Here is a 16342-nt window from a genome sequence, read left to right as displayed (position 1 = left end):
TGTAAACTGAGAATATGTACAAATTTTTCGTATTCGCAGTGCTGTGCTTTTTAGTGAGTGGATGTAATCAAGGAGTCACCTTAGGCCCTGGAACAGACACAACTCTTGCAAGTGCAGCTCAGGATGAATGTGGATTTGTGCAAAACGTTTACGGCCAACGCGTATCCTGGAAATCCAGATTGCCGATTCGCATGTTTATCTCTGCGCAAGCTGCCCCCAATGAAGCCATCATTCGTTCTGCCGCACAAATTTGGGAAGAGGCTGCAGGAATGAAGCTGTTTGAAATTACGAACGAAGGTGATCTTACTTTTGAAGGCACCAAAGACGGTCGCAATGGCATTTACTGGAATCCCCAATGGTCCAAGTCGCCAAACTATCAGGCGATCACAACACTTTATTGGGCGGGAAATCAGATCACTGAATCTGATATGGCCGTGAATTCCAAGTACTATCATTTCTATATTGATAATCCGGAACTGACTTCAGACCTCCACTTGCTCAGCTTATTGATCCATGAATTTGGTCATGTTTTGGGTCTTAAACATCGCTCCACTCTGTCGACCGTTATGTGGCCCGTTTTGAATGCGGGCACCAAGCGGGATGTATTAACAGAAGCGGATCGCAAAGCCTTGAAATGCGAGTACTAAAATGAGTGAAGAACAAAAGCCTGCATTCAAAAGATCTGCAAAAACAAAAATCGCAATTTTGTTTTTACTGGCACTTCCGGTTGGTATTACCTACATGAACAATCAGTTTTCCAGCAGTCGAAAAATCGCCTCCACTGAACAGGAAGCGCAATTGGATACAGCCCTGGCGAGTTCTGATTTGTCCGGATCCAATCCCACTGAATTTCAAAAGGCATTCAAGTATCAGCTATTGAAAAATGCAAAAGTAACAGACTTTAGCGACGGCATGAGACTTCATCTGGGGCATTTCTTTATGAGTGATGAAACGGGCGCGAAAATTTCCGTTTGCCATCGCTATCCGAAAATTGAATTGTTCTTTTCCGCAGAAGGCGTTGCCGTTTCCGGTGATGTTCCGCGCACAACAGTTCGCGGCTCCTGCCGGGTGGCTCCAGATGGTTTGCACTTAGAGGGCATCGTTGTGGATTTGCCAAAACAGCAGGATTACCAATGGGTTTGGACGGGAATTAAACTATACAGTGCGGATAAGACAGAGTCCCTGGAAGTTTCCGGCTACGAGATCATCTCTGTCCTGGGATCGCCATTGAATTTTAGCGAATAGGCACGAACTGCGGCAGATAGCGGACCTTGTCGGTTCCGCGCGTTTGCGCTTCGTAAGCATCGTAAGCCTTACGATTCTCCTGAATTTCCTTTTTCATCTCTTCATCAACCTGCTTGTTGCGCGCATCATTACGGGCATCGACCGCAACTGCCGTTTGATCAGGTGCCGGCTGACTTATCTCGCCGATATAAATCGCGGAGCCATCGACGAATTGAATTTCTTTTTGAAAACGCATGCGCTTGTCATAGAAAGTGTAGTACCAGCGGTCCTTACCGGAAACACGCTGTGTTTGATTGGGGCTACCCATGATGTTGAGTACATCATCTTTTTCCATACCAGGTTTAATGGATTCGAATTGCTTCAGCATAGACGTCTGACAAGCCGATGTGAACAGCGCCAGCAAGACGATTGGAATCGACATCAGTCGGAACATGCTTCCCCCACACCACTATAAGATAACAGTTTCAACTCTGGACTGAAAGCTCAGCAAACCCAGCGTCTCATTTTGACACGGTTTATTTTTTTAGAATGACCGGCTCGGTCAGCTCTGGCTCTTTTTGAACCTTTTTGGATCCCTTGCCAGCGCCCGCTTGCTCCCCTGCAGTGCGATTCTTAGCGTCCTCCGCCGAATCATACTGCGTGCGAACTTTCTTAAGAGTCCGGTTTACCGAGGAGGAAAGACTCATCTGGGATTCCATTTCATCCAGGGATTTAACCTCGATGCGCTCGTATTCCCTTTTGGTCGTCAGGCCTTTTTCAGGATAGCGATACTTCATCAGGCCGCGCGCCTGATTGTACTCATCAACATTCTTTTTAAGGTCTTTATGCAGGGTCAGCATCTGCTTTACGATTTCATTAATCGCCGCAGGATCTTTAGTGTGAGCCTTGGCTTCGATTAATTTTTCAATTTCTTCTTTGCCGGATTTTACTTTGGCTTCCAGTGCGGAAACCCGGGCTGCCACTTTGTCATAGCTTTCTTCAGCTTTGACCTCGACCTTGGGCGTTTCTTCTTTTTTCTCCCCGCCTTCGGCTTCACCGCCGCCCTCACTGGCAAAAGCAGCCACGGCAACGGACATCACCATCAACAAAACCAATAATGATTTAAGAACCAGAGAGAACATCTTGCCTCCACGAAACTTTAAAAGGCAGATATTTAATTCGGTTGATAAGGACAGAAGCTTTAGCTGGGCTTAAGCCCTTAATAACCAGCCGTCCCCCGCCAATATGGGTCAGAAGCTCACTGACGTTCCAGCCGAATTTGGAATCCGTAATGGCTTCCTTAAGCTGGTGCACCAGTTGGCTGCTGTCCAGACCCTCGATGATCACCGCATACGAGAAATTCCCAGCCGTGGAGTTGGCATTTGCAAACTCCAGCACATCTGCAAAGTTTGCATCGTCTGAAGTTTTGGGCTCGATAATCGGGTCTGCGGGCTGATTTAAATTTTCTGTATAGTCAAAGTTTTCGGAGGTATTCATTTCATATGCAGATTCAGATTCCGTGGCCGCTTCAGAAAGCTGCTCGGTGTACTGCTCGTTCAGCGGTGTTGCGGCAAAGCCATCGCCCGCGTGTTCTGCATTGAATTCCCCAAAGGAGTCTGCCGCTTGCTGATACTGCGGCTCTTCGGTGGGTTCGATATATTGATCTTGATATTGTTCTTGAGCCGGAGAGTATTCCGGAATCTCTGGAGCTACCGGAGGTTCTTGTTCCGGTTCTGCTTCGTGGGACGCAACCTCAGGCTGGCCGTCCCAGTTCACAAAGAAAACTGCCCCACACAAGGGACACGTGAAGAGTGTCCCTAAGTGTTTATCCAGAATCTCTACTGGTTGTTGGCAGTTCGGACAGTGGGCCAATTATTTTTTTCCTTTTCCTGCTTTTTCCATACGACGGCGCTCTTCGCGGTTCATCGGACGGTCGTCAGCAGGGCCGCTTTGGAAAGTCATTTTGCGTTTTTGCGGTTCATTAGAACCACTCAAATCAGGCAAAGAATGACCGATATCAGATTCTGCCGGAGAAGAGTAATCCAACTCGTCCAGATCTGATTCCTCAGGGCGCAAGCTTTCCAACACTTCCTCTTCAGATTGCTGAGGTACAAGTTGAACGCGCATGATTTTTTCGATCGCGTCGCCCTTGATCGTATTGTTCAGTTTTTCAAACGCCAGGAAGGCTTCTTTTTTATACTCAATCAAAGGATCTTTTTGAGCGTAACCACGCAAACCAATACCTTCTTTAAGTTTATCAATGATCGCCAAATGCATTTTCCAGTGATGGTCAATGGATTGAAGCATGATCATCTTTTGAACTTGTTCAAAGAAAGGACCCATGGACTCTTTTTGACGGTCGTAAACGGCTTTAACACCGGCACGAACCTGATCAATGATCATCTCGGAATTGATGGCTCTGTTTTCCAGATCAATTCTGAAACCAAATGTCTGAGCCAAAGAGTTGTTCAAACCTTCAGTGTTGATGTCTTCTTTTTTACCGTTTTCAGGAACATAAGTATCAAGGATTGTGGAAACCACATCACCCAGCATATCCAGAACAGAACGCTCCACTTCCTGACCTTCCAACAAGCGACGGCGCATGCCATAGATCGCGTTACGTTGGTTGTTCATAACAGTGTCGTAGTCCATCAGGTTCTTACGGATATCGAATTGGTGACCTTCAACTTTACGTTGAGCGCCCTCAACCGCGTTCGTAACCATTTTCGCTGTGATTGGTTCGTCCTCAGGGATGTTCAACATTTCCATGATTTTTTGGATACGTTCACCGTTGAAGATTCTCATCAGATTATCTTCCAAAGAAAGATAGAAGCGTGATTCACCCGGATCACCCTGACGACCGGAACGACCGCGCAGCTGATTGTCGATACGACGGGATTCATGGCGTTCAGTACCGATGATATACAAACCACCAACCTGACGAACTTCTTCACGTTCTTTTTCCACTTGGCCTTTAATCTTAGCCAAAGCCTCTAGATACTCTGGAGTATCATCGTTGCCTACAGCAGACTTCGCCAACATCTCAGCATTACCACCCAACATGATGTCGGTACCACGACCGGCCATGTTGGTAGCGATAGTCACAGAACCTTTACGACCCGCCTGGGCGATAATTTCTGCTTCACGTTCGTGATGTTTTGCATTCAAAACTTCATGCTTGATGTTTTCATTGCGAAGGAAGCGGCTCAAAGCTTCAGACTTCTCGATAGAAGCTGTACCGACAAGGATCGGCTGACCTTTTTGAGAACGCTCTTTGATGTCTGCTGTGATCGCCTTGTATTTGGCTTTCTCAGACTTATAAACAACGTCTTCTTCGTCCTTACGCTTGATCGGTTTATTTGTCGGGATCACGTTCACATCAAGATTGTAGATCTTTTTGAACTCAACCGCTTCTGTGTCCGCTGTACCCGTCATGCCCGAAAGTTTTTCGTACATACGGAAATAGTTTTGGAATGTGATTGTCGCCAAGGTTTGGTTTTCAGATTTAACTTCAACGCCTTCTTTGGCTTCGATCGCCTGGTGAAGACCATCAGACCAACGACGACCCGGCATCAAACGACCTGTGAACTCGTCCACGATCACGATTTCGCCGTCTTTGATCATGTATTCAACATCAAGACGATACAGATAGTGAGCTTTCAAACCCTGATAAACGTGGTGAAGAAGCTCGATGTTTTGTGGGTCGTACAGATTGCCCACGCCCAACAACTCTTCAACTTTCGCATTTCCTTCATCCGTCAAAGAAGCCGTTTTGGACTTCTCTTCCATGGTGAAATGAGTGTCACGCTTAAGGTGCGGAATGATGGAATTTACGATTTGGTATTTTTCTGTGGAAGCTTCTGCAGGACCAGAGATGATCAGTGGTGTACGAGCTTCGTCGACCAGGATGGAGTCGCACTCATCCACGATCGAGTAGTAGTGTGGACGCTGAACGTAGTCGTTCAGATCAAACTTCATGTTGTCACGAAGGTAGTCGAAACCAAGTTCATTGTTCGTGCAGTAAGTGATATCACAAGCGTACATCTCTTTACGTTGCTGGTCGTTCAGACCGTGAACGATGATACCCGTAGTAAGACCCAACCAGCCGTACAGACGGCCCATGTGTTCGGCGTCACGACGAACCAGGTAGTCATTCACTGTCACGACGTGAACACCGCGACCAGTAAGTGCATTCAAATAAACCGGCAAAGTCGCAACCAGCGTTTTACCTTCACCCGTTCTCATCTCGGCGATCTTACCGCTGTTAAGAACGATACCACCGATCAACTGAACATCGTAATGGCGCATGCCCAAAACACGAATCGAAGCTTCACGGCAAACTGCAAATGCTTCTGGCAAGATGTCGTTAACAGTCTCACCTTTTTTCAAGCGCTCCTGGAACTCAGGCGTTTTTGCTTTTAGTTGTTCATCCGTGAGTGCCTTCATCTGTGGTTCCAGGGCATTGATACGATCCACCATCGGTTGGATCTTCTTCATTTCACGGTCGTGCTTCGTTCCGAATAATTTTGTAAGTATTTGCGTTACCATAGTGGCTAAGGATAGCTCGAAAGAGATGTGAGCTGCAAGACAAGTGCGCGTCATTGACGCGAGATCACTCGGAAATTTGGAAACCCAGACTAAGGGCCAACACAGAGGAAGAAGAGAGAAAAAATAATTTAAAAAAGTGAAAGGACCTTACTTGCATTAATGGATTTTAATCCCATATTGTACGGCCACTTTGAGTCACCGTTAGCAGCGCTAACTTTTTTATTCCTTATGTGTACTTGATTTGTCTGACGCCTTCATAGGCGGCAATCGCAACACTCGTTGCAAGATTCAAACTGCGCGCGCCCTCGCCAATCATCGGAATCGTCACTGTCTGATCTGGGAATTTCGCCAGAAGATCGGGATCGAGTCCTTTGGTTTCTTTACCGAAGACCAACCAGTCCCCCGGTTGGAATTTTGGTTCGAAATAAGTGCGTTTTGTTTTGGTCGTGAAGAACCACGCGCGTGAAGGATCCTCCACCAGTTTCCACCAGTCTGCAAAGGTCTCATGGCGATGCCATGAAAGATGGGGCCAGTAATCCAGCCCCGCGCGTTTAACGTTGGTATCGTTGATTTCAAAACCCATCTTCCCCACGATGTGCAGCTCACAGTTCGTAGCCACACAGGTGCGCCCGATATTCCCCGTGTTTTGCGGAATTTCGGGCTCGATCAATACGATGCGGAAGATTTTGTTCGAATTATCCAAGATGTTTAAATACCTCTTGGCCCAATTTGGATAGAGCCAGTCTGCGACCCTTATCGACGATCAACTCCAGGTTCATCAGCTCACGATAAAGTGTCAAATCAATGGGTACGATCTCACGACCTGTGGAACGGCCCAGGCGTTGAATATAAGTCGACTGTTTTTCAGTCAACTTAGTTGTCATCAAAGGCTGATCCTCGATGGATTTTTTCCAATCCCCACCCTCGATAACTGCCGCGTTTACCGGAAGCTTCAATGGGTTCAAAAAGTAAGTCCATGCTTTTACCGGGCCCGAACTGCCCTCGATGTACACATCAACTTCTTCTCTGGAGTAAAGGCTCTTGTCGGGATCCATTTTATTGAAACCGTAGAACTCATCCAGCAAGTTGATTAATAAGTCAGATGCTTTCAGTTCTACGAGTTGCCCTGGCACCAGATCAGCTCCGCCCTTAACAAGTGCTGGATAGCCGACCTTCAGGCGATAAGCTTTGGCCTTAATTCTGGCAAAGCTCAATGATTCCACGAAGTTCTGAATCTTAGAGTAATGAACCATCCCCTCGGTCAATGATCCATATACGAAAAAACGTGTTGCAGTCATAATCCCCCCGGTCTGACAACAATAGTGGTTTTCCGAATCACAACGCTGCTCAAAAAAGTAGCGCGGACGGGCTGTGTACCAAAAACAACTAGAGTGCTCAACCTAGAATTGCTTATCGTTTCGCGTTATATGAAAATTAAAATAATAAAATCGCTTGAGTCTTTTTTGCTTTATTTAAAGCGTTTGCTATCCTTTCTAGCGACAACTGCAGGACATCCATTTTAGACGATTACAGGACCCATGAAAAAATTAGAGGCCATCATAAAACCCTTCAAGCTCGACGACGTTGTCGATGCACTTTCGGAAGTTGGAATTGAAGGGATCACAGTCTCTGAAGTTCGTGGATTTGGACGCCAAAAAGGGCGCACTGAAGTTTACAAAGGTGCCGAGTACGTTGTTGATTTTCTTCCCAAGATAAAACTGGAAGTCGTATTGCCAGATGCACTGGTTGACAGTGCGGTTGAAGCAATTCGCAAAACTGCCCATACCGGAAAAATCGGTGATGGGAAAATTTTCGTATTACCAGTTGAGTCCGCCCTAAGAATTCGGACGGGTGAAAAAGACGAAGAAGCGCTTTAGCAAAGCTAAAGCGTTTATTTAAATTTTTGTTTTTGCAAGGAGACGCAAATGACTGCGAAGGAAGCTTTAAAATTCGCGCACGAACAGGGCGCGAAAATGGTAGATCTTAAGTTCTGTGACATGATCGGAACTTGGCAACACTTAACCATTCCTCTTCACCAGCTTGAGGAAGAATCGTTTGAAAATGGTTACGGCTTTGACGGAAGCTCTATCCGTGGCTGGAAAGGCATCGAAGAGTCCGACATGATCATCAAGCCAGATCCTAAAACGGCGATGATGGATCCATTCATGGAAATGCCGACGCTTTCTTTGATCTGTGACGTCTGCCTGCCTGAAACCTTGCAACCTTATGATCGCGATCCCCGTCAAATCGTTAAAAAAGCAATCGCCTACATGCAGTCAACAGGCATTGCTGATACAGCTTACTTCGGTCCTGAAGCAGAATTTTTTATCTTCGATGATGTGCGTTTCGAACAAACTTCCAACTCCGCATTCTATATGGTCGACAGCAATGAGGCTGTTTGGAATACCGGTCGTGATGAAGGCGGCGCCAACCTGGGTTACAAAATCCGCTCTAAAGAAGGCTATTTCCCTGCGCTTCCAACAGACACCTTGCAAGACATCCGCTCTGAAATCTGTGAAGAGATGGAACGTTGTGGAATGCGTGTAGAGCGCCATCACCACGAAGTGGCCTCTGCCGGTCAGTGTGAAATCAATTTCCAATTCGATACCGCTTTGAACATGGGTGACAAGATGATGTGGTTCAAATACATCGTGAAAAACGTGTGTGCCCGTCATGGAAAAACAGCGACGTTCATGCCGAAACCGATCTTTGGTGATAACGGTTCAGGTATGCACATTCATATGTCCTTGTGGAAAGACGGTAAAAATCTTTTTGCAGGCAACAAGTATGCGGGATTGTCAGAAATGGCCCTGCACTACATCGGCGGCGTGCTGAAGCATGCCCCAGCGTTGTGCGGAATCATCAATCCGACAACCAACTCGTATAAACGCCTGGTTCCGGGCTTTGAAGCACCAACAAAATTGGCATACAGCTTTAAAAACCGTTCTGCGGCGATGCGTATTCCAAATTCCGGTCCAAATCCGAAAGCGAAACGTATTGAATTCCGCACACCAGATCCAACTGCTAACATTTATCTTGCAGAGGCTGCGATTTTGATGGCTGGCTTGGATGGCATCATCAATAAAATCAATCCAGGAGATCCACTGGATAAAGATATTTACGGATTGCCTCCACAAGAAGCTGCAAAAATCCCATCTGTTCCAGGTACACTTGAAGAGTCCTTGGATAATTTGATGAAAAACTGCAATTTCTTGAAAAAGGGCGATGTTTTCAGTGATGACTTGATTGATACGTGGGTGCAGTACAAAATCGATAAAGAAGTTCGTCCAGTACAGCAAAGACCAGTACCTTACGAGTTCCACTTGTACTACGATTGTTAATAGTATTTTTTCCTGGAGAGTTAAATGGCATCTGACGACGTAAAAAATTTTATGGGCTACTTGTGGTACCGCCAAGAAGATGGCGTGATCACAATCGGTATCAACGAAGACGGTCTGGAGGATTTCGATTCCATCAGTTCTGTGGACTTACCTGCTGAACAAGAGGAAGTGGACACAGAAGCCGTTATCGGCACAATTGAAACTAGCGATGGCCCACTGGACATTTATTCTCCAGTAGACGGTACTGTTATTGAAATCAACACGCAAGTGATCGACGATCCTTCCATCATCATGGAAGACCCTTACGAAGAGGGTTGGTTGGTACGCATCGAATCCGCAGACGACGTCGACGAAGACGATGAAGATGAGGACGAAGATGACGAGGATGATGAAGACGACGATGAAGATGATGATTACGACGACGAGGACGAAGACTAGTCCGATCGTAAAAGAATCCCTGGGCAACCGGGGATTTTTTTTTGCCATTTAAACTGACCTTATTGAATTCTTAGTACCAGCAAAGGACATCCCAAATGTCCCAGCAAAGACTGCGTGGTTGATCCCCAGACCAGGCGATAACGAAGTCCCCTGGCTGGCGATGTAACCACCGTCACCCAGATACCATGCTTCTTTCCGTATTCAGCCAGGGTATGGGCAACACTTTCATTCTCCCTGACGACATCCATAACACATTCGATTCCGAATCTTTGCAAGGCCACGGCCGTATCGTGCAAAACTTCCCGAATCTGATCGAATTCGAATACCTTTTGTCCTTTTGCCGAGGGAATCGTTTTTTTGCGCGTAATATGCAGCAGGTAAACTTTGGCTTTCATAGGCTTTGCAACTCTGCTGACCCGGCGAAGTGCTTTTGCTGTGGGAGGAGCCTGATGGTCGACCGCCAAAAGAACTTTGGGCTCACTTCCTGTTATTGAGTCAAACGGACCGCGAACATTTACCACCAACAACGGCAGCGGCGACAGCAAGGCCGCCGTCACGGGAATTCCCTCCAGCGACCAGCGACTTGAGATGTGTTTAATATCCACACCCAAAATTAAAATCTGGGCGCGTTTTTTATAAGCCCAACTCGCCATCAATCGTACGACTTCTTCATCGCCGGAAGAGTGACATTCCAGAACATCGATACTTGCAAATTTGATTCTGCAATCGATACCGGCTTCTAAAGATTTCTGAACCTCTTTAAAAATTTCTTCCCGACGTTGGTCATACTCCTCTGGAGAGTAAGGGAAATAGCTTTGATGAATAACAGAGAGAACGAAAATTTCATCAAATAAACCGTGCGCATGCAGATTGCTAATCTGCTCGCAAAAGTTTTTTAAAGAACCATTTTCTGCCGCCCGGGGATTCAGAGCGACCACAGCGCGGTTCATCGACGAATCCTTTCCTCTTAAGCATCTCTGATCAGAATACCACATTCGATTGAAATATTTGATGTACATCAACAAATTGACAGCACTTTCGCTAATTTGAAATCATGACCCATGACGTGGTGGATAGCAGCTTTCTTCATTATCGCTTTCCTTGCACCATTTGCAGTTCGGCTTCCCAATTTAATTTGGAAAGTTCTGTTCGCCGTTCCGTTTGCAATCACCTTTTCAGAAGCTCTGACTCCATTCATTTATAAATCCTGGATCTCGCCTCACAACGGTCTTTCAAACTTTTTTATTTGCATCGTGATGGGCATTGGATTTTTCGTAAGCATCTATGCCGGCGCTTACTTTTCCAAGGCTGATGCCAAAAAGTTTTTTCCTCTGTTGTTTTTATTTGCCGGATCGATGCTGGGAATTTTGTGGACTGATAATATCTATGCCGTATTTACTTTTTGGGAGGCGACAGGACTGTGTTCCTTCCTGCTGATCGCTCTTCATTTTAAGGATCCAGAAACCCGCAGCAGTGCGCGGCAGGCTTTGCTAATTAATAGCGCCGGGGGACTGGCCTTATTGTGTGCCTTGCTGTTTTTATCCCAGAATGCGCAGACGACATCCCTTTCTGCTATCATCGCATCGCCCAACGCTGTCGGGTCCGACAGAATTCTTCTGACTTTACTGTTGGTGTTTGCGGCAATTACAAAATCCGCGCAGTTTCCATTTCATTTCTGGCTGCCGGGTGCGATGAAAGCCCCTACTCCCGCAAGTTGCTATTTGCATTCTGCCACACTTGTAAAACTGGGGGCCTTCTTACTGGTGCGCTTTTCTCCGTTGTTTGAGGGAACCACGCTTTGGACAGTTCTGTTATGTTCCATTGGCAGTATCACGGCATTGGGCGCACTCTTTATGTCCTTGCTACGTACGGATTTAAAACAACTCTTTGCATGGACCACGGTTAGTGCGCTGGGTTCGATCTTTGTTTTGGTGGGAATTCCTTACGAATACTCCTGGAAGGCCTTCTTTTCCTACGTGCTTGCGCATAGCTGTTACAAAGCGAGTCTTTTCATGTGCGTGGGAAATATTGACAAGCAAATCGGGACCAGAAACATCTATAACATCACGAACCTTATTCGTCGCATGCCGATGACATCAACCGCGATGATTCTGTCATTGGGTTCGATGATTGGTTTTCCCTTCAGTCTGGGATTCTTGGGTAAAGAATACTTACTGGGATCCGCCCTGCTACTTAAAGGCCCCGGTACTTTACTAATCATGGTCTTGGTGGGTTCGGGCGCACTGTCGATTGTGGTTGCGTATCGTTTATTAAAACTGATCACTCGCAGAGATCCGCGCCATCATTCAGAAATTCTGCGCGAAGCAAAACCCGCCATGTGGCTGCCAGCGCTGTGCCTTGCGGCGACGGGATGGATTCTGAACTTCTTTCTGGATGAAATTAACGAATACTTCTTAAGCCCTATCGTTTCCTCAATTCTATTAAAGGGCGTCGAGCTGCAACTGAAAGTCTGGACGGGATTCAATGCGGGTCTTTTGCTAAGTATAACAACTTTTGTACTGGGAGGAATTCTCTCAATTGTCTTCTACAAGTATCTTGTGCATCTGGAGCTTTGGGTTCGCTTTGATAAAGAAGCACAAGAAAAGAAATTCCTCTTCGCCAAGGTCAGTAAGCAGATAACCAATTACCTTCAAAACGGCAGGCTGACGTTTTACATGATCTGGATCGTGGTGGGAATTTTTGCCTGGGGAATTGCCGGTACATTTGCGATGAACGGTTTAGCTCCGGGAGTGATTTGGGCCGACAGCTCCTGGACGCCAGAGCAGATCCTGGCGATTGCGTTAGTTTTATCAGGTCTTTATCCACTATTAAAAAGCACCAATAACTTGATTCAAATTATGGGATTGGGATTGGTGGGTTACGGAATAGGTTTACAGTTTCTTATCGCAGACGCCCCCGATCTTGCGATGACCCAGCTTGCAGTCGAAACGGTTTCTATTTTAATTTTTGCTTACTGCCTAAAATACGTACGCTCTCCATCTATACCTTTACCAACCGGATTTCAAATGGGCCGGGCACTGATTACGGCAGTCAGCTTCTTTTTTGTTTTAGTGCTGGTAAGCTTATTGGAAAGTGGAAGAGTTCCTTCACATATCTCACCATTCCTGACAGAGAACGCTCCAACCTTGGGTCGTGGTCTGAACATTGTCAACGTCACTCTGGTGGATTTTAGGGCCCTGGATACCTTCGGAGAAATTACGGTTCTGACTATTGCGGCCTTGGGAACTTACTTTTTATTTTTACGAGTCAGAAAAACTCCGGAGAGATTCTATCACTCTGTCATCGTGGATCGGGCCACGCAGATTTTCATTGTCCTGTTCTCTTTAACTTCACTCTACATTCTTTTTCGCGGACACAATGCTCCCGGCGGCGGATTTGTGGGTGGTTTAATCTATGGAATCGCAGTGGGGTTTTATGCCCTGGTATTCGGCGAGGAAAAAGCCATGAAGTTTCTTTCCGGCTCAACGGTGCGCTGGCTTTATGTGGGACTGACTCTTTGTCTGATATCTGGATTGCTGTCCACCACCTTAAATGGAAGCCCGCCGTTCACCAGCTTTTGGCTTGCAGCTTTGCCAAGCATCGGCACGCCACTTCTTTTTGATGTCGGAGTGTATCTGGTTATTGTCGGAGTTATCACCACCATCGCGTTTTCGCTAAATGGAAGGAGGGAGCATTGATTATCAGCGCAATTTCTCTGCTGGTTGCTGCCATCTTCGCTTCCGGGATCTGGTTGCTGTTTTCCAGAAAATGGTTGGGAACCATCATGGGTCTTCTGATGTTAAGTCACGCTGTTAACTTATTACTTCTTAACAGCGGTTCAGAGAAAGATCCCTTGCCACAGGCCTTGATTCTGACTGCGATCGTAATTGGACTGGCGACACAAACTGTCTTGCTGGTACTGGCCTACTTTGCAAAACGCTATCAAAACGTCATCGACCTAAACACGCTCAAGGAGAAAGAATGATCGCTTATCCTCTCCTTGCTTGCTTCTTTATGGGCGTTGCTAGCTTTTTCTTTAAAAGTAATTTGCGATGTCAGCGCGTTCTGGCGGTGGTGGGCTCATTCTCGGTTCTTGTTATCAGCGTACTTCAGGCCCTGGAAGTTTACCACGCCGGACCTCAGATCCTGGCATTCGGAAACTGGCAGGCACCTTATGGAATTTCTTTTCGCGTTGACCTGCTAAGCGCTCTGTTGATCACGGTTTCTGCTTTCATTTACTTTTGCGGAGTGATGGGATCCATTGCCGCAAGGATCGTGAAAGCCGAGCTAAAGGGTTATTACACCCTATTTCATTTTCTGATGTTTGGAATCTTTGGGGCATTTTCCACTGGGGATCTTTTTAATCTGTATGTGTGGTTTGAAGTTCTTCTTTTCTCGTCATTCTTTCTGGTGACAGTTCAGGGAAAACAACGGGCTTATGCGGGAGGTTTTAAGTATGCCGCGATAAATGTGTTGGCCTCTTTGATTTTCTTATCAGGTGTGGCGCTTATTTACAGCAGCACCGGGACTTTAAACTTATTGGAACTGAAAAGTCTGAATACCGGCGAAGTGTCGTCTTCTTTTGTGATTGGCATTGGAATTTTATCCGTCGCCTTTCTTACAAAAGCGGCGATCTTTCCATTTCACTTTTGGTTGCCCGCTTCTTACCCCCTGACCACTACACCTGTGGTCGCAGTTTTCTCGGGATTACTTACTAAAATAGGAATCTATGGTTTGTTAAGGATACTCGCACCATTTAACGAATCAATGCCCGCGGGTCTTGCGATGGCTTTGCAAATAATGGCATTGGCTTCGATGATATTCGGGGTTCTGGGTGCGCTTTCCCAGGACAACATGAAAGGCATTTTGGCATTTCATAGTATCTCGCAATTAGGTTACATCCTTTTGGCTTTTACTCTTAACACTCCACTGGGCATTGCCGCCTGCGTTTTTTATATGGCCCATCACATGCTGGTAAAAACTAATTTGTTTCTGGTTGTTTCCAGCATCGAGACCACCGCAGGCAGCACCGCGATTGCCAAGGTTGGAGGCATGATGCAAAAATCGCCGATGCTTGCGATTCTTTTCGCGATCCCAGCGTTGTCACTTGCGGGTATACCACCCCTGATGGGATTTTGGGCAAAGGTCTTTACAATTCAGGGGCTATTACAAAACCGAAGTATCGTCGCCGTACTGGTCAGTCTGGCCGTGAGTTTATTAACCATGATGTCGATGCTAAAAATTTGGCTGGGAGTTTTCTGGAAGCCCGCTCCTGACGACACACCCCTGGAGGTTAAGTCCCCATGTAAAAGATGGATTCTTGTGCCTTTGATTCTGTTGGCACTGGCTTCGATTCTGCTGGGTGTTTTTTCAGGGACCGGAAATGAGATCGTTCAACAGATCGCCGTAAAGATTATGAGTAAGGAATCGATATGAGATTTTTGCGAAAACTACTTCTGGTGATTGAAATCGCAGTGATCTTTGTTTTTGAGTTCATTGTGGCCGTCGTTCAGGTCGCGGCTTGGGTATTTCGTCCCAACTCTGGTTTAAAACCCGTGATCGTTCGAATGAATACGGTTTTGAAAAACCCCACCTCGTTGTGGCTCCTTTACATGATTATCTCTCTGACTCCCGGATCCCTGGTGGTGGATCTTTCGCGGGATAGTTCCATCTTATATATTCATTTTTTTCATGCCCCCGATCCGGAGCAATCCATCAGTACACTTCGCAGACGCTTCGAAAGTCGGCTGCATCTGCTTTTCTCCCGGGAGGACGCATGATTTCAGCATTGTTCATACTTTTGATTTTCTCTGTTGTTTGCGCTGCAATTCGCTTTTTGCGTGGGCCCAGCCAGGCAGACCGAATCATAGTCTTTGACCTGCTAACCGCAGTTCTGATTGCCGGCGCAGTACTGATCGCCATAGTTCTGGATGATATTCATGTGATGAGTCTGGTGATCGTGCTTTCCATTCTGTCCTTTGTGGGAACTTCTGTTTTGGCCTTCTATCTTGAAAAGAACCGGAGAAAATCATGAACTTGCTTGTTCAGATATGCCTGATACTGGGCACGGCACTTATCGTTATCTCGGCACTAGGCGCCCTGAAATTTCCAGATACTTTAACCCGCATGGCCGCCATCACCAAGGCATCCACTATGGGCGCTCTTTGCTTTTGTGTGGCCGGGGCATTGCATTTTCAGAATTGGGAGATCGCCATAGCACTTTTAGCGTCTTCATTGATTTTAAGCTTTGGTATTCCCATCAGCTCATTTTTGATCGGTCGATGCAGAGTCCATGAGGACTCCAAGAAGCATCCACTACGTTTGGAACGAAACGATCACCTGCAGGATCGTTAAGGAGTCATATCTTTTTTATATTGTTTTGGAACCAAGCCCTTCAAAGTTGCAAAAGACTGCTCCAGCGTTTTGAATCTTGGAGTTCCTACGCAGCCTGTTTCGCTCTGGCTTTTCTTTTCGCCTTTTTCAACTCTTAGTTTGTAAGTACCCGCAGTACATTTGGCCGTTGAAGATTTCACAAGCTTCAACACGATCTTCATGGCCGGCTCCCCTTTTTTCCAGTTCATTTTTTGAACTTCTTCGCCGTTCACACGGATCGTGTCTTTTTGAACGTGAAGGGATTCACGGTGCTTTTTTCCATTAAGGTCGTAACTAAAGTACGAGACACCACGAAAAGGCTGAGTTTCTTTGATCTCTTTTTTCGGAGCTGCAAATGCCGAAAACGAAACTAGTGTGATGAGAGCAATTAGAATTCTTTTCACCCGAAACCATCCTTT

General features: G+C 46.3%; 19 protein-coding genes. 11 read left to right on the top strand and 8 right to left on the bottom strand.

Translation table 11 applies throughout. The annotated features are described in order from the left end of the window. Positions 1 to 14: 14 nt before the first annotated feature. Both ACLWNV_RS01240 and ACLWNV_RS01235 read left to right on the top strand, forming a co-directional pair. Positions 15 to 647 carry a matrixin family metalloprotease gene (locus tag ACLWNV_RS01240; protein WP_413586078.1) on the top strand — a complete coding sequence of 211 codons (633 nt, stop codon included), beginning with the start codon at positions 15 to 17 and terminating at the stop codon, positions 645 to 647. 1 nt (position 648) lies between these two features. Next, positions 649 to 1245, top strand: a complete 597-nt coding sequence (locus tag ACLWNV_RS01235; RefSeq protein WP_413586077.1) for a hypothetical protein — start codon at positions 649 to 651, stop codon at positions 1243 to 1245. Here ACLWNV_RS01235 and bamE read toward each other — a convergent pair. The 6 genes from bamE to ACLWNV_RS01205 all read right to left on the bottom strand — a co-directional run bounded on the left by bamE (position 1235) and on the right by ACLWNV_RS01205 (position 7070). Continuing rightward, positions 1235 to 1678 carry an outer membrane protein assembly factor BamE gene (bamE, locus tag ACLWNV_RS01230; RefSeq protein WP_413586075.1) on the bottom strand — a complete coding sequence of 148 codons (444 nt, stop codon included), beginning with the start codon at positions 1676 to 1678 and terminating at the stop codon, positions 1235 to 1237. The two genes, ACLWNV_RS01235 and bamE, sit on opposite strands and share 11 nt — an antisense overlap. An 82-nt stretch (positions 1679 to 1760) precedes the next feature. Next, positions 1761 to 2366 carry a hypothetical protein gene (locus ACLWNV_RS01225; RefSeq protein ID WP_413586074.1) on the bottom strand — a complete coding sequence of 202 codons (606 nt, stop codon included), beginning with the start codon at positions 2364 to 2366 and terminating at the stop codon, positions 1761 to 1763. After that, on the bottom strand, positions 2347 to 3000 hold the full coding sequence (locus tag ACLWNV_RS01220; RefSeq protein WP_413586073.1) for a hypothetical protein: 654 nt from the start codon (positions 2998 to 3000) through the stop codon (positions 2347 to 2349). The genes ACLWNV_RS01225 and ACLWNV_RS01220 overlap by 20 nt, the downstream gene beginning before the upstream one ends. Before the next feature lie 96 nt (positions 3001 to 3096). Beyond that, positions 3097 to 5772: a preprotein translocase subunit SecA gene (gene secA / locus ACLWNV_RS01215; RefSeq protein ID WP_413586072.1), complete on the bottom strand. Its 2676-nt coding sequence runs from the start codon at positions 5770 to 5772 to the stop codon at positions 3097 to 3099. A 226-nt stretch (positions 5773 to 5998) separates the two neighbouring features. Continuing rightward, entirely contained in the window at positions 5999 to 6475 is a 477-nt protein-coding gene (locus ACLWNV_RS01210) for a tRNA (cytidine(34)-2'-O)-methyltransferase (protein WP_413586070.1), read from the bottom strand. Then, positions 6468 to 7070 (bottom strand): gamma-glutamylcyclotransferase, encoded by a 603-nt coding sequence (locus ACLWNV_RS01205; RefSeq protein ID WP_413586069.1) that lies wholly within the window; start codon positions 7068 to 7070, stop codon positions 6468 to 6470. The genes ACLWNV_RS01210 and ACLWNV_RS01205 overlap by 8 nt, the downstream gene beginning before the upstream one ends. 240 nt (positions 7071 to 7310) lie before the next feature. On the opposite strand from ACLWNV_RS01205, the gene ACLWNV_RS01200 reads away from it, so the two are divergent. From ACLWNV_RS01200 to ACLWNV_RS01190, 3 genes are read left to right on the top strand one after another with little or no spacing between them, the layout of a single operon-like run. Beyond that, a complete protein-coding gene (locus ACLWNV_RS01200; protein WP_413576631.1) occupies positions 7311 to 7649 on the top strand; it encodes a P-II family nitrogen regulator in 339 nt (112 codons plus the stop codon). A gap of 48 nt (positions 7650 to 7697) precedes the next feature. Then, positions 7698 to 9113: a type I glutamate--ammonia ligase gene (gene glnA, locus ACLWNV_RS01195; protein WP_413586068.1), complete on the top strand. Its 1416-nt coding sequence runs from the start codon at positions 7698 to 7700 to the stop codon at positions 9111 to 9113. Between the two features lie 24 nt (positions 9114 to 9137). After that, positions 9138 to 9551, top strand: coding sequence for a glycine cleavage system protein H (locus tag ACLWNV_RS01190; protein WP_413586067.1), 414 nt, complete (start codon positions 9138 to 9140; stop codon positions 9549 to 9551). 59 nt (positions 9552 to 9610) lie between these two features. Here the strand turns inward: ACLWNV_RS01190 and ACLWNV_RS01185 are convergent, their stop codons facing one another. Then, positions 9611 to 10501 carry a universal stress protein gene (locus ACLWNV_RS01185; RefSeq protein WP_413586066.1) on the bottom strand — a complete coding sequence of 297 codons (891 nt, stop codon included), beginning with the start codon at positions 10499 to 10501 and terminating at the stop codon, positions 9611 to 9613. Positions 10502 to 10612: 111 nt separating this feature from the next. On the opposite strand from ACLWNV_RS01185, the gene mbhE reads away from it, so the two are divergent. The 6 genes from mbhE to ACLWNV_RS01155 are packed head-to-tail and all read left to right on the top strand — an operon-like array spanning position 10613 to position 15905. Continuing rightward, a complete protein-coding gene (gene mbhE / locus ACLWNV_RS01180) occupies positions 10613 to 13249 on the top strand; it encodes a hydrogen gas-evolving membrane-bound hydrogenase subunit E (RefSeq protein WP_413586065.1) in 2637 nt (878 codons plus the stop codon). Then, positions 13246 to 13536, top strand: a complete 291-nt coding sequence (locus ACLWNV_RS01175; RefSeq protein ID WP_413586064.1) for a sodium:proton antiporter — start codon at positions 13246 to 13248, stop codon at positions 13534 to 13536. The genes mbhE and ACLWNV_RS01175 overlap by 4 nt, the downstream gene beginning before the upstream one ends. Next, the gene (locus ACLWNV_RS01170; RefSeq protein WP_413586063.1) at positions 13533 to 14987 is read left to right on the top strand and encodes a complex I subunit 5 family protein; all 1455 of its coding nucleotides are present in this window, start codon (positions 13533 to 13535) and stop codon (positions 14985 to 14987) included. The genes ACLWNV_RS01175 and ACLWNV_RS01170 overlap by 4 nt, the downstream gene beginning before the upstream one ends. Further along, positions 14984 to 15331: a Na+/H+ antiporter subunit E gene (locus ACLWNV_RS01165; RefSeq protein ID WP_413586062.1), complete on the top strand. Its 348-nt coding sequence runs from the start codon at positions 14984 to 14986 to the stop codon at positions 15329 to 15331. Before ACLWNV_RS01170 ends, ACLWNV_RS01165 begins: the two co-directional genes overlap by 4 nt. Next, the gene (locus ACLWNV_RS01160; protein ID WP_413586061.1) at positions 15328 to 15585 is read left to right on the top strand and encodes a monovalent cation/H+ antiporter complex subunit F; all 258 of its coding nucleotides are present in this window, start codon (positions 15328 to 15330) and stop codon (positions 15583 to 15585) included. Before ACLWNV_RS01165 ends, ACLWNV_RS01160 begins: the two co-directional genes overlap by 4 nt. Next, positions 15582 to 15905, top strand: a complete 324-nt coding sequence (locus tag ACLWNV_RS01155) for a cation:proton antiporter (RefSeq protein WP_413586060.1) — start codon at positions 15582 to 15584, stop codon at positions 15903 to 15905. The genes ACLWNV_RS01160 and ACLWNV_RS01155 overlap by 4 nt, the downstream gene beginning before the upstream one ends. Here ACLWNV_RS01155 and ACLWNV_RS01150 read toward each other — a convergent pair. After that, a complete protein-coding gene (locus ACLWNV_RS01150) occupies positions 15902 to 16327 on the bottom strand; it encodes a hypothetical protein (protein ID WP_413586059.1) in 426 nt (141 codons plus the stop codon). The two genes, ACLWNV_RS01155 and ACLWNV_RS01150, sit on opposite strands and share 4 nt — an antisense overlap. Positions 16328 to 16342: the final 15 nt, after the last annotated feature.

Origin of the sequence: Bdellovibrio sp. HCB274 (assembly GCF_047306075.1) — a bacterium.
In the GTDB taxonomy this organism is placed as follows: domain Bacteria; phylum Bdellovibrionota; class Bdellovibrionia; order Bdellovibrionales; family Bdellovibrionaceae; genus Bdellovibrio.
The sequence above is the reverse complement of the archived record's forward strand: the minus strand, read 5'-3'. Positions and strand labels throughout refer to the sequence as shown.

Bases quoted from the DNA above. Each gene is read 5' to 3' on its own strand.
- ACLWNV_RS01240 (WP_413586078.1), top strand. From the start codon at position 15: ATGTACAAATTTTTCGTATTCGCAGTGCTGTGCTTTTTAGTGAGTGGA.
- ACLWNV_RS01235 (WP_413586077.1), top strand. From the start codon at position 649: ATGAGTGAAGAACAAAAGCCTGCATTCAAAAGATCTGCAAAAACAAAA.
- bamE (WP_413586075.1), bottom strand. From the start codon at position 1,678: ATGTTCCGACTGATGTCGATTCCAATCGTCTTGCTGGCGCTGTTCACA.
- ACLWNV_RS01225 (WP_413586074.1), bottom strand. From the start codon at position 2,366: ATGTTCTCTCTGGTTCTTAAATCATTATTGGTTTTGTTGATGGTGATG.
- secA (WP_413586072.1), bottom strand. From the start codon at position 5,772: ATGGTAACGCAAATACTTACAAAATTATTCGGAACGAAGCACGACCGT.
- ACLWNV_RS01205 (WP_413586069.1), bottom strand. From the start codon at position 7,070: ATGACTGCAACACGTTTTTTCGTATATGGATCATTGACCGAGGGGATG.
- ACLWNV_RS01200 (WP_413576631.1), top strand. From the start codon at position 7,311: ATGAAAAAATTAGAGGCCATCATAAAACCCTTCAAGCTCGACGACGTT.
- glnA (WP_413586068.1), top strand. From the start codon at position 7,698: ATGACTGCGAAGGAAGCTTTAAAATTCGCGCACGAACAGGGCGCGAAA.
- ACLWNV_RS01190 (WP_413586067.1), top strand. From the start codon at position 9,138: ATGGCATCTGACGACGTAAAAAATTTTATGGGCTACTTGTGGTACCGC.
- ACLWNV_RS01185 (WP_413586066.1), bottom strand. From the start codon at position 10,501: ATGAACCGCGCTGTGGTCGCTCTGAATCCCCGGGCGGCAGAAAATGGT.
- mbhE (WP_413586065.1), top strand. From the start codon at position 10,613: ATGACGTGGTGGATAGCAGCTTTCTTCATTATCGCTTTCCTTGCACCA.
- ACLWNV_RS01170 (WP_413586063.1), top strand. From the start codon at position 13,533: ATGATCGCTTATCCTCTCCTTGCTTGCTTCTTTATGGGCGTTGCTAGC.
- ACLWNV_RS01165 (WP_413586062.1), top strand. From the start codon at position 14,984: ATGAGATTTTTGCGAAAACTACTTCTGGTGATTGAAATCGCAGTGATC.
- ACLWNV_RS01160 (WP_413586061.1), top strand. From the start codon at position 15,328: ATGATTTCAGCATTGTTCATACTTTTGATTTTCTCTGTTGTTTGCGCT.
- ACLWNV_RS01155 (WP_413586060.1), top strand. From the start codon at position 15,582: ATGAACTTGCTTGTTCAGATATGCCTGATACTGGGCACGGCACTTATC.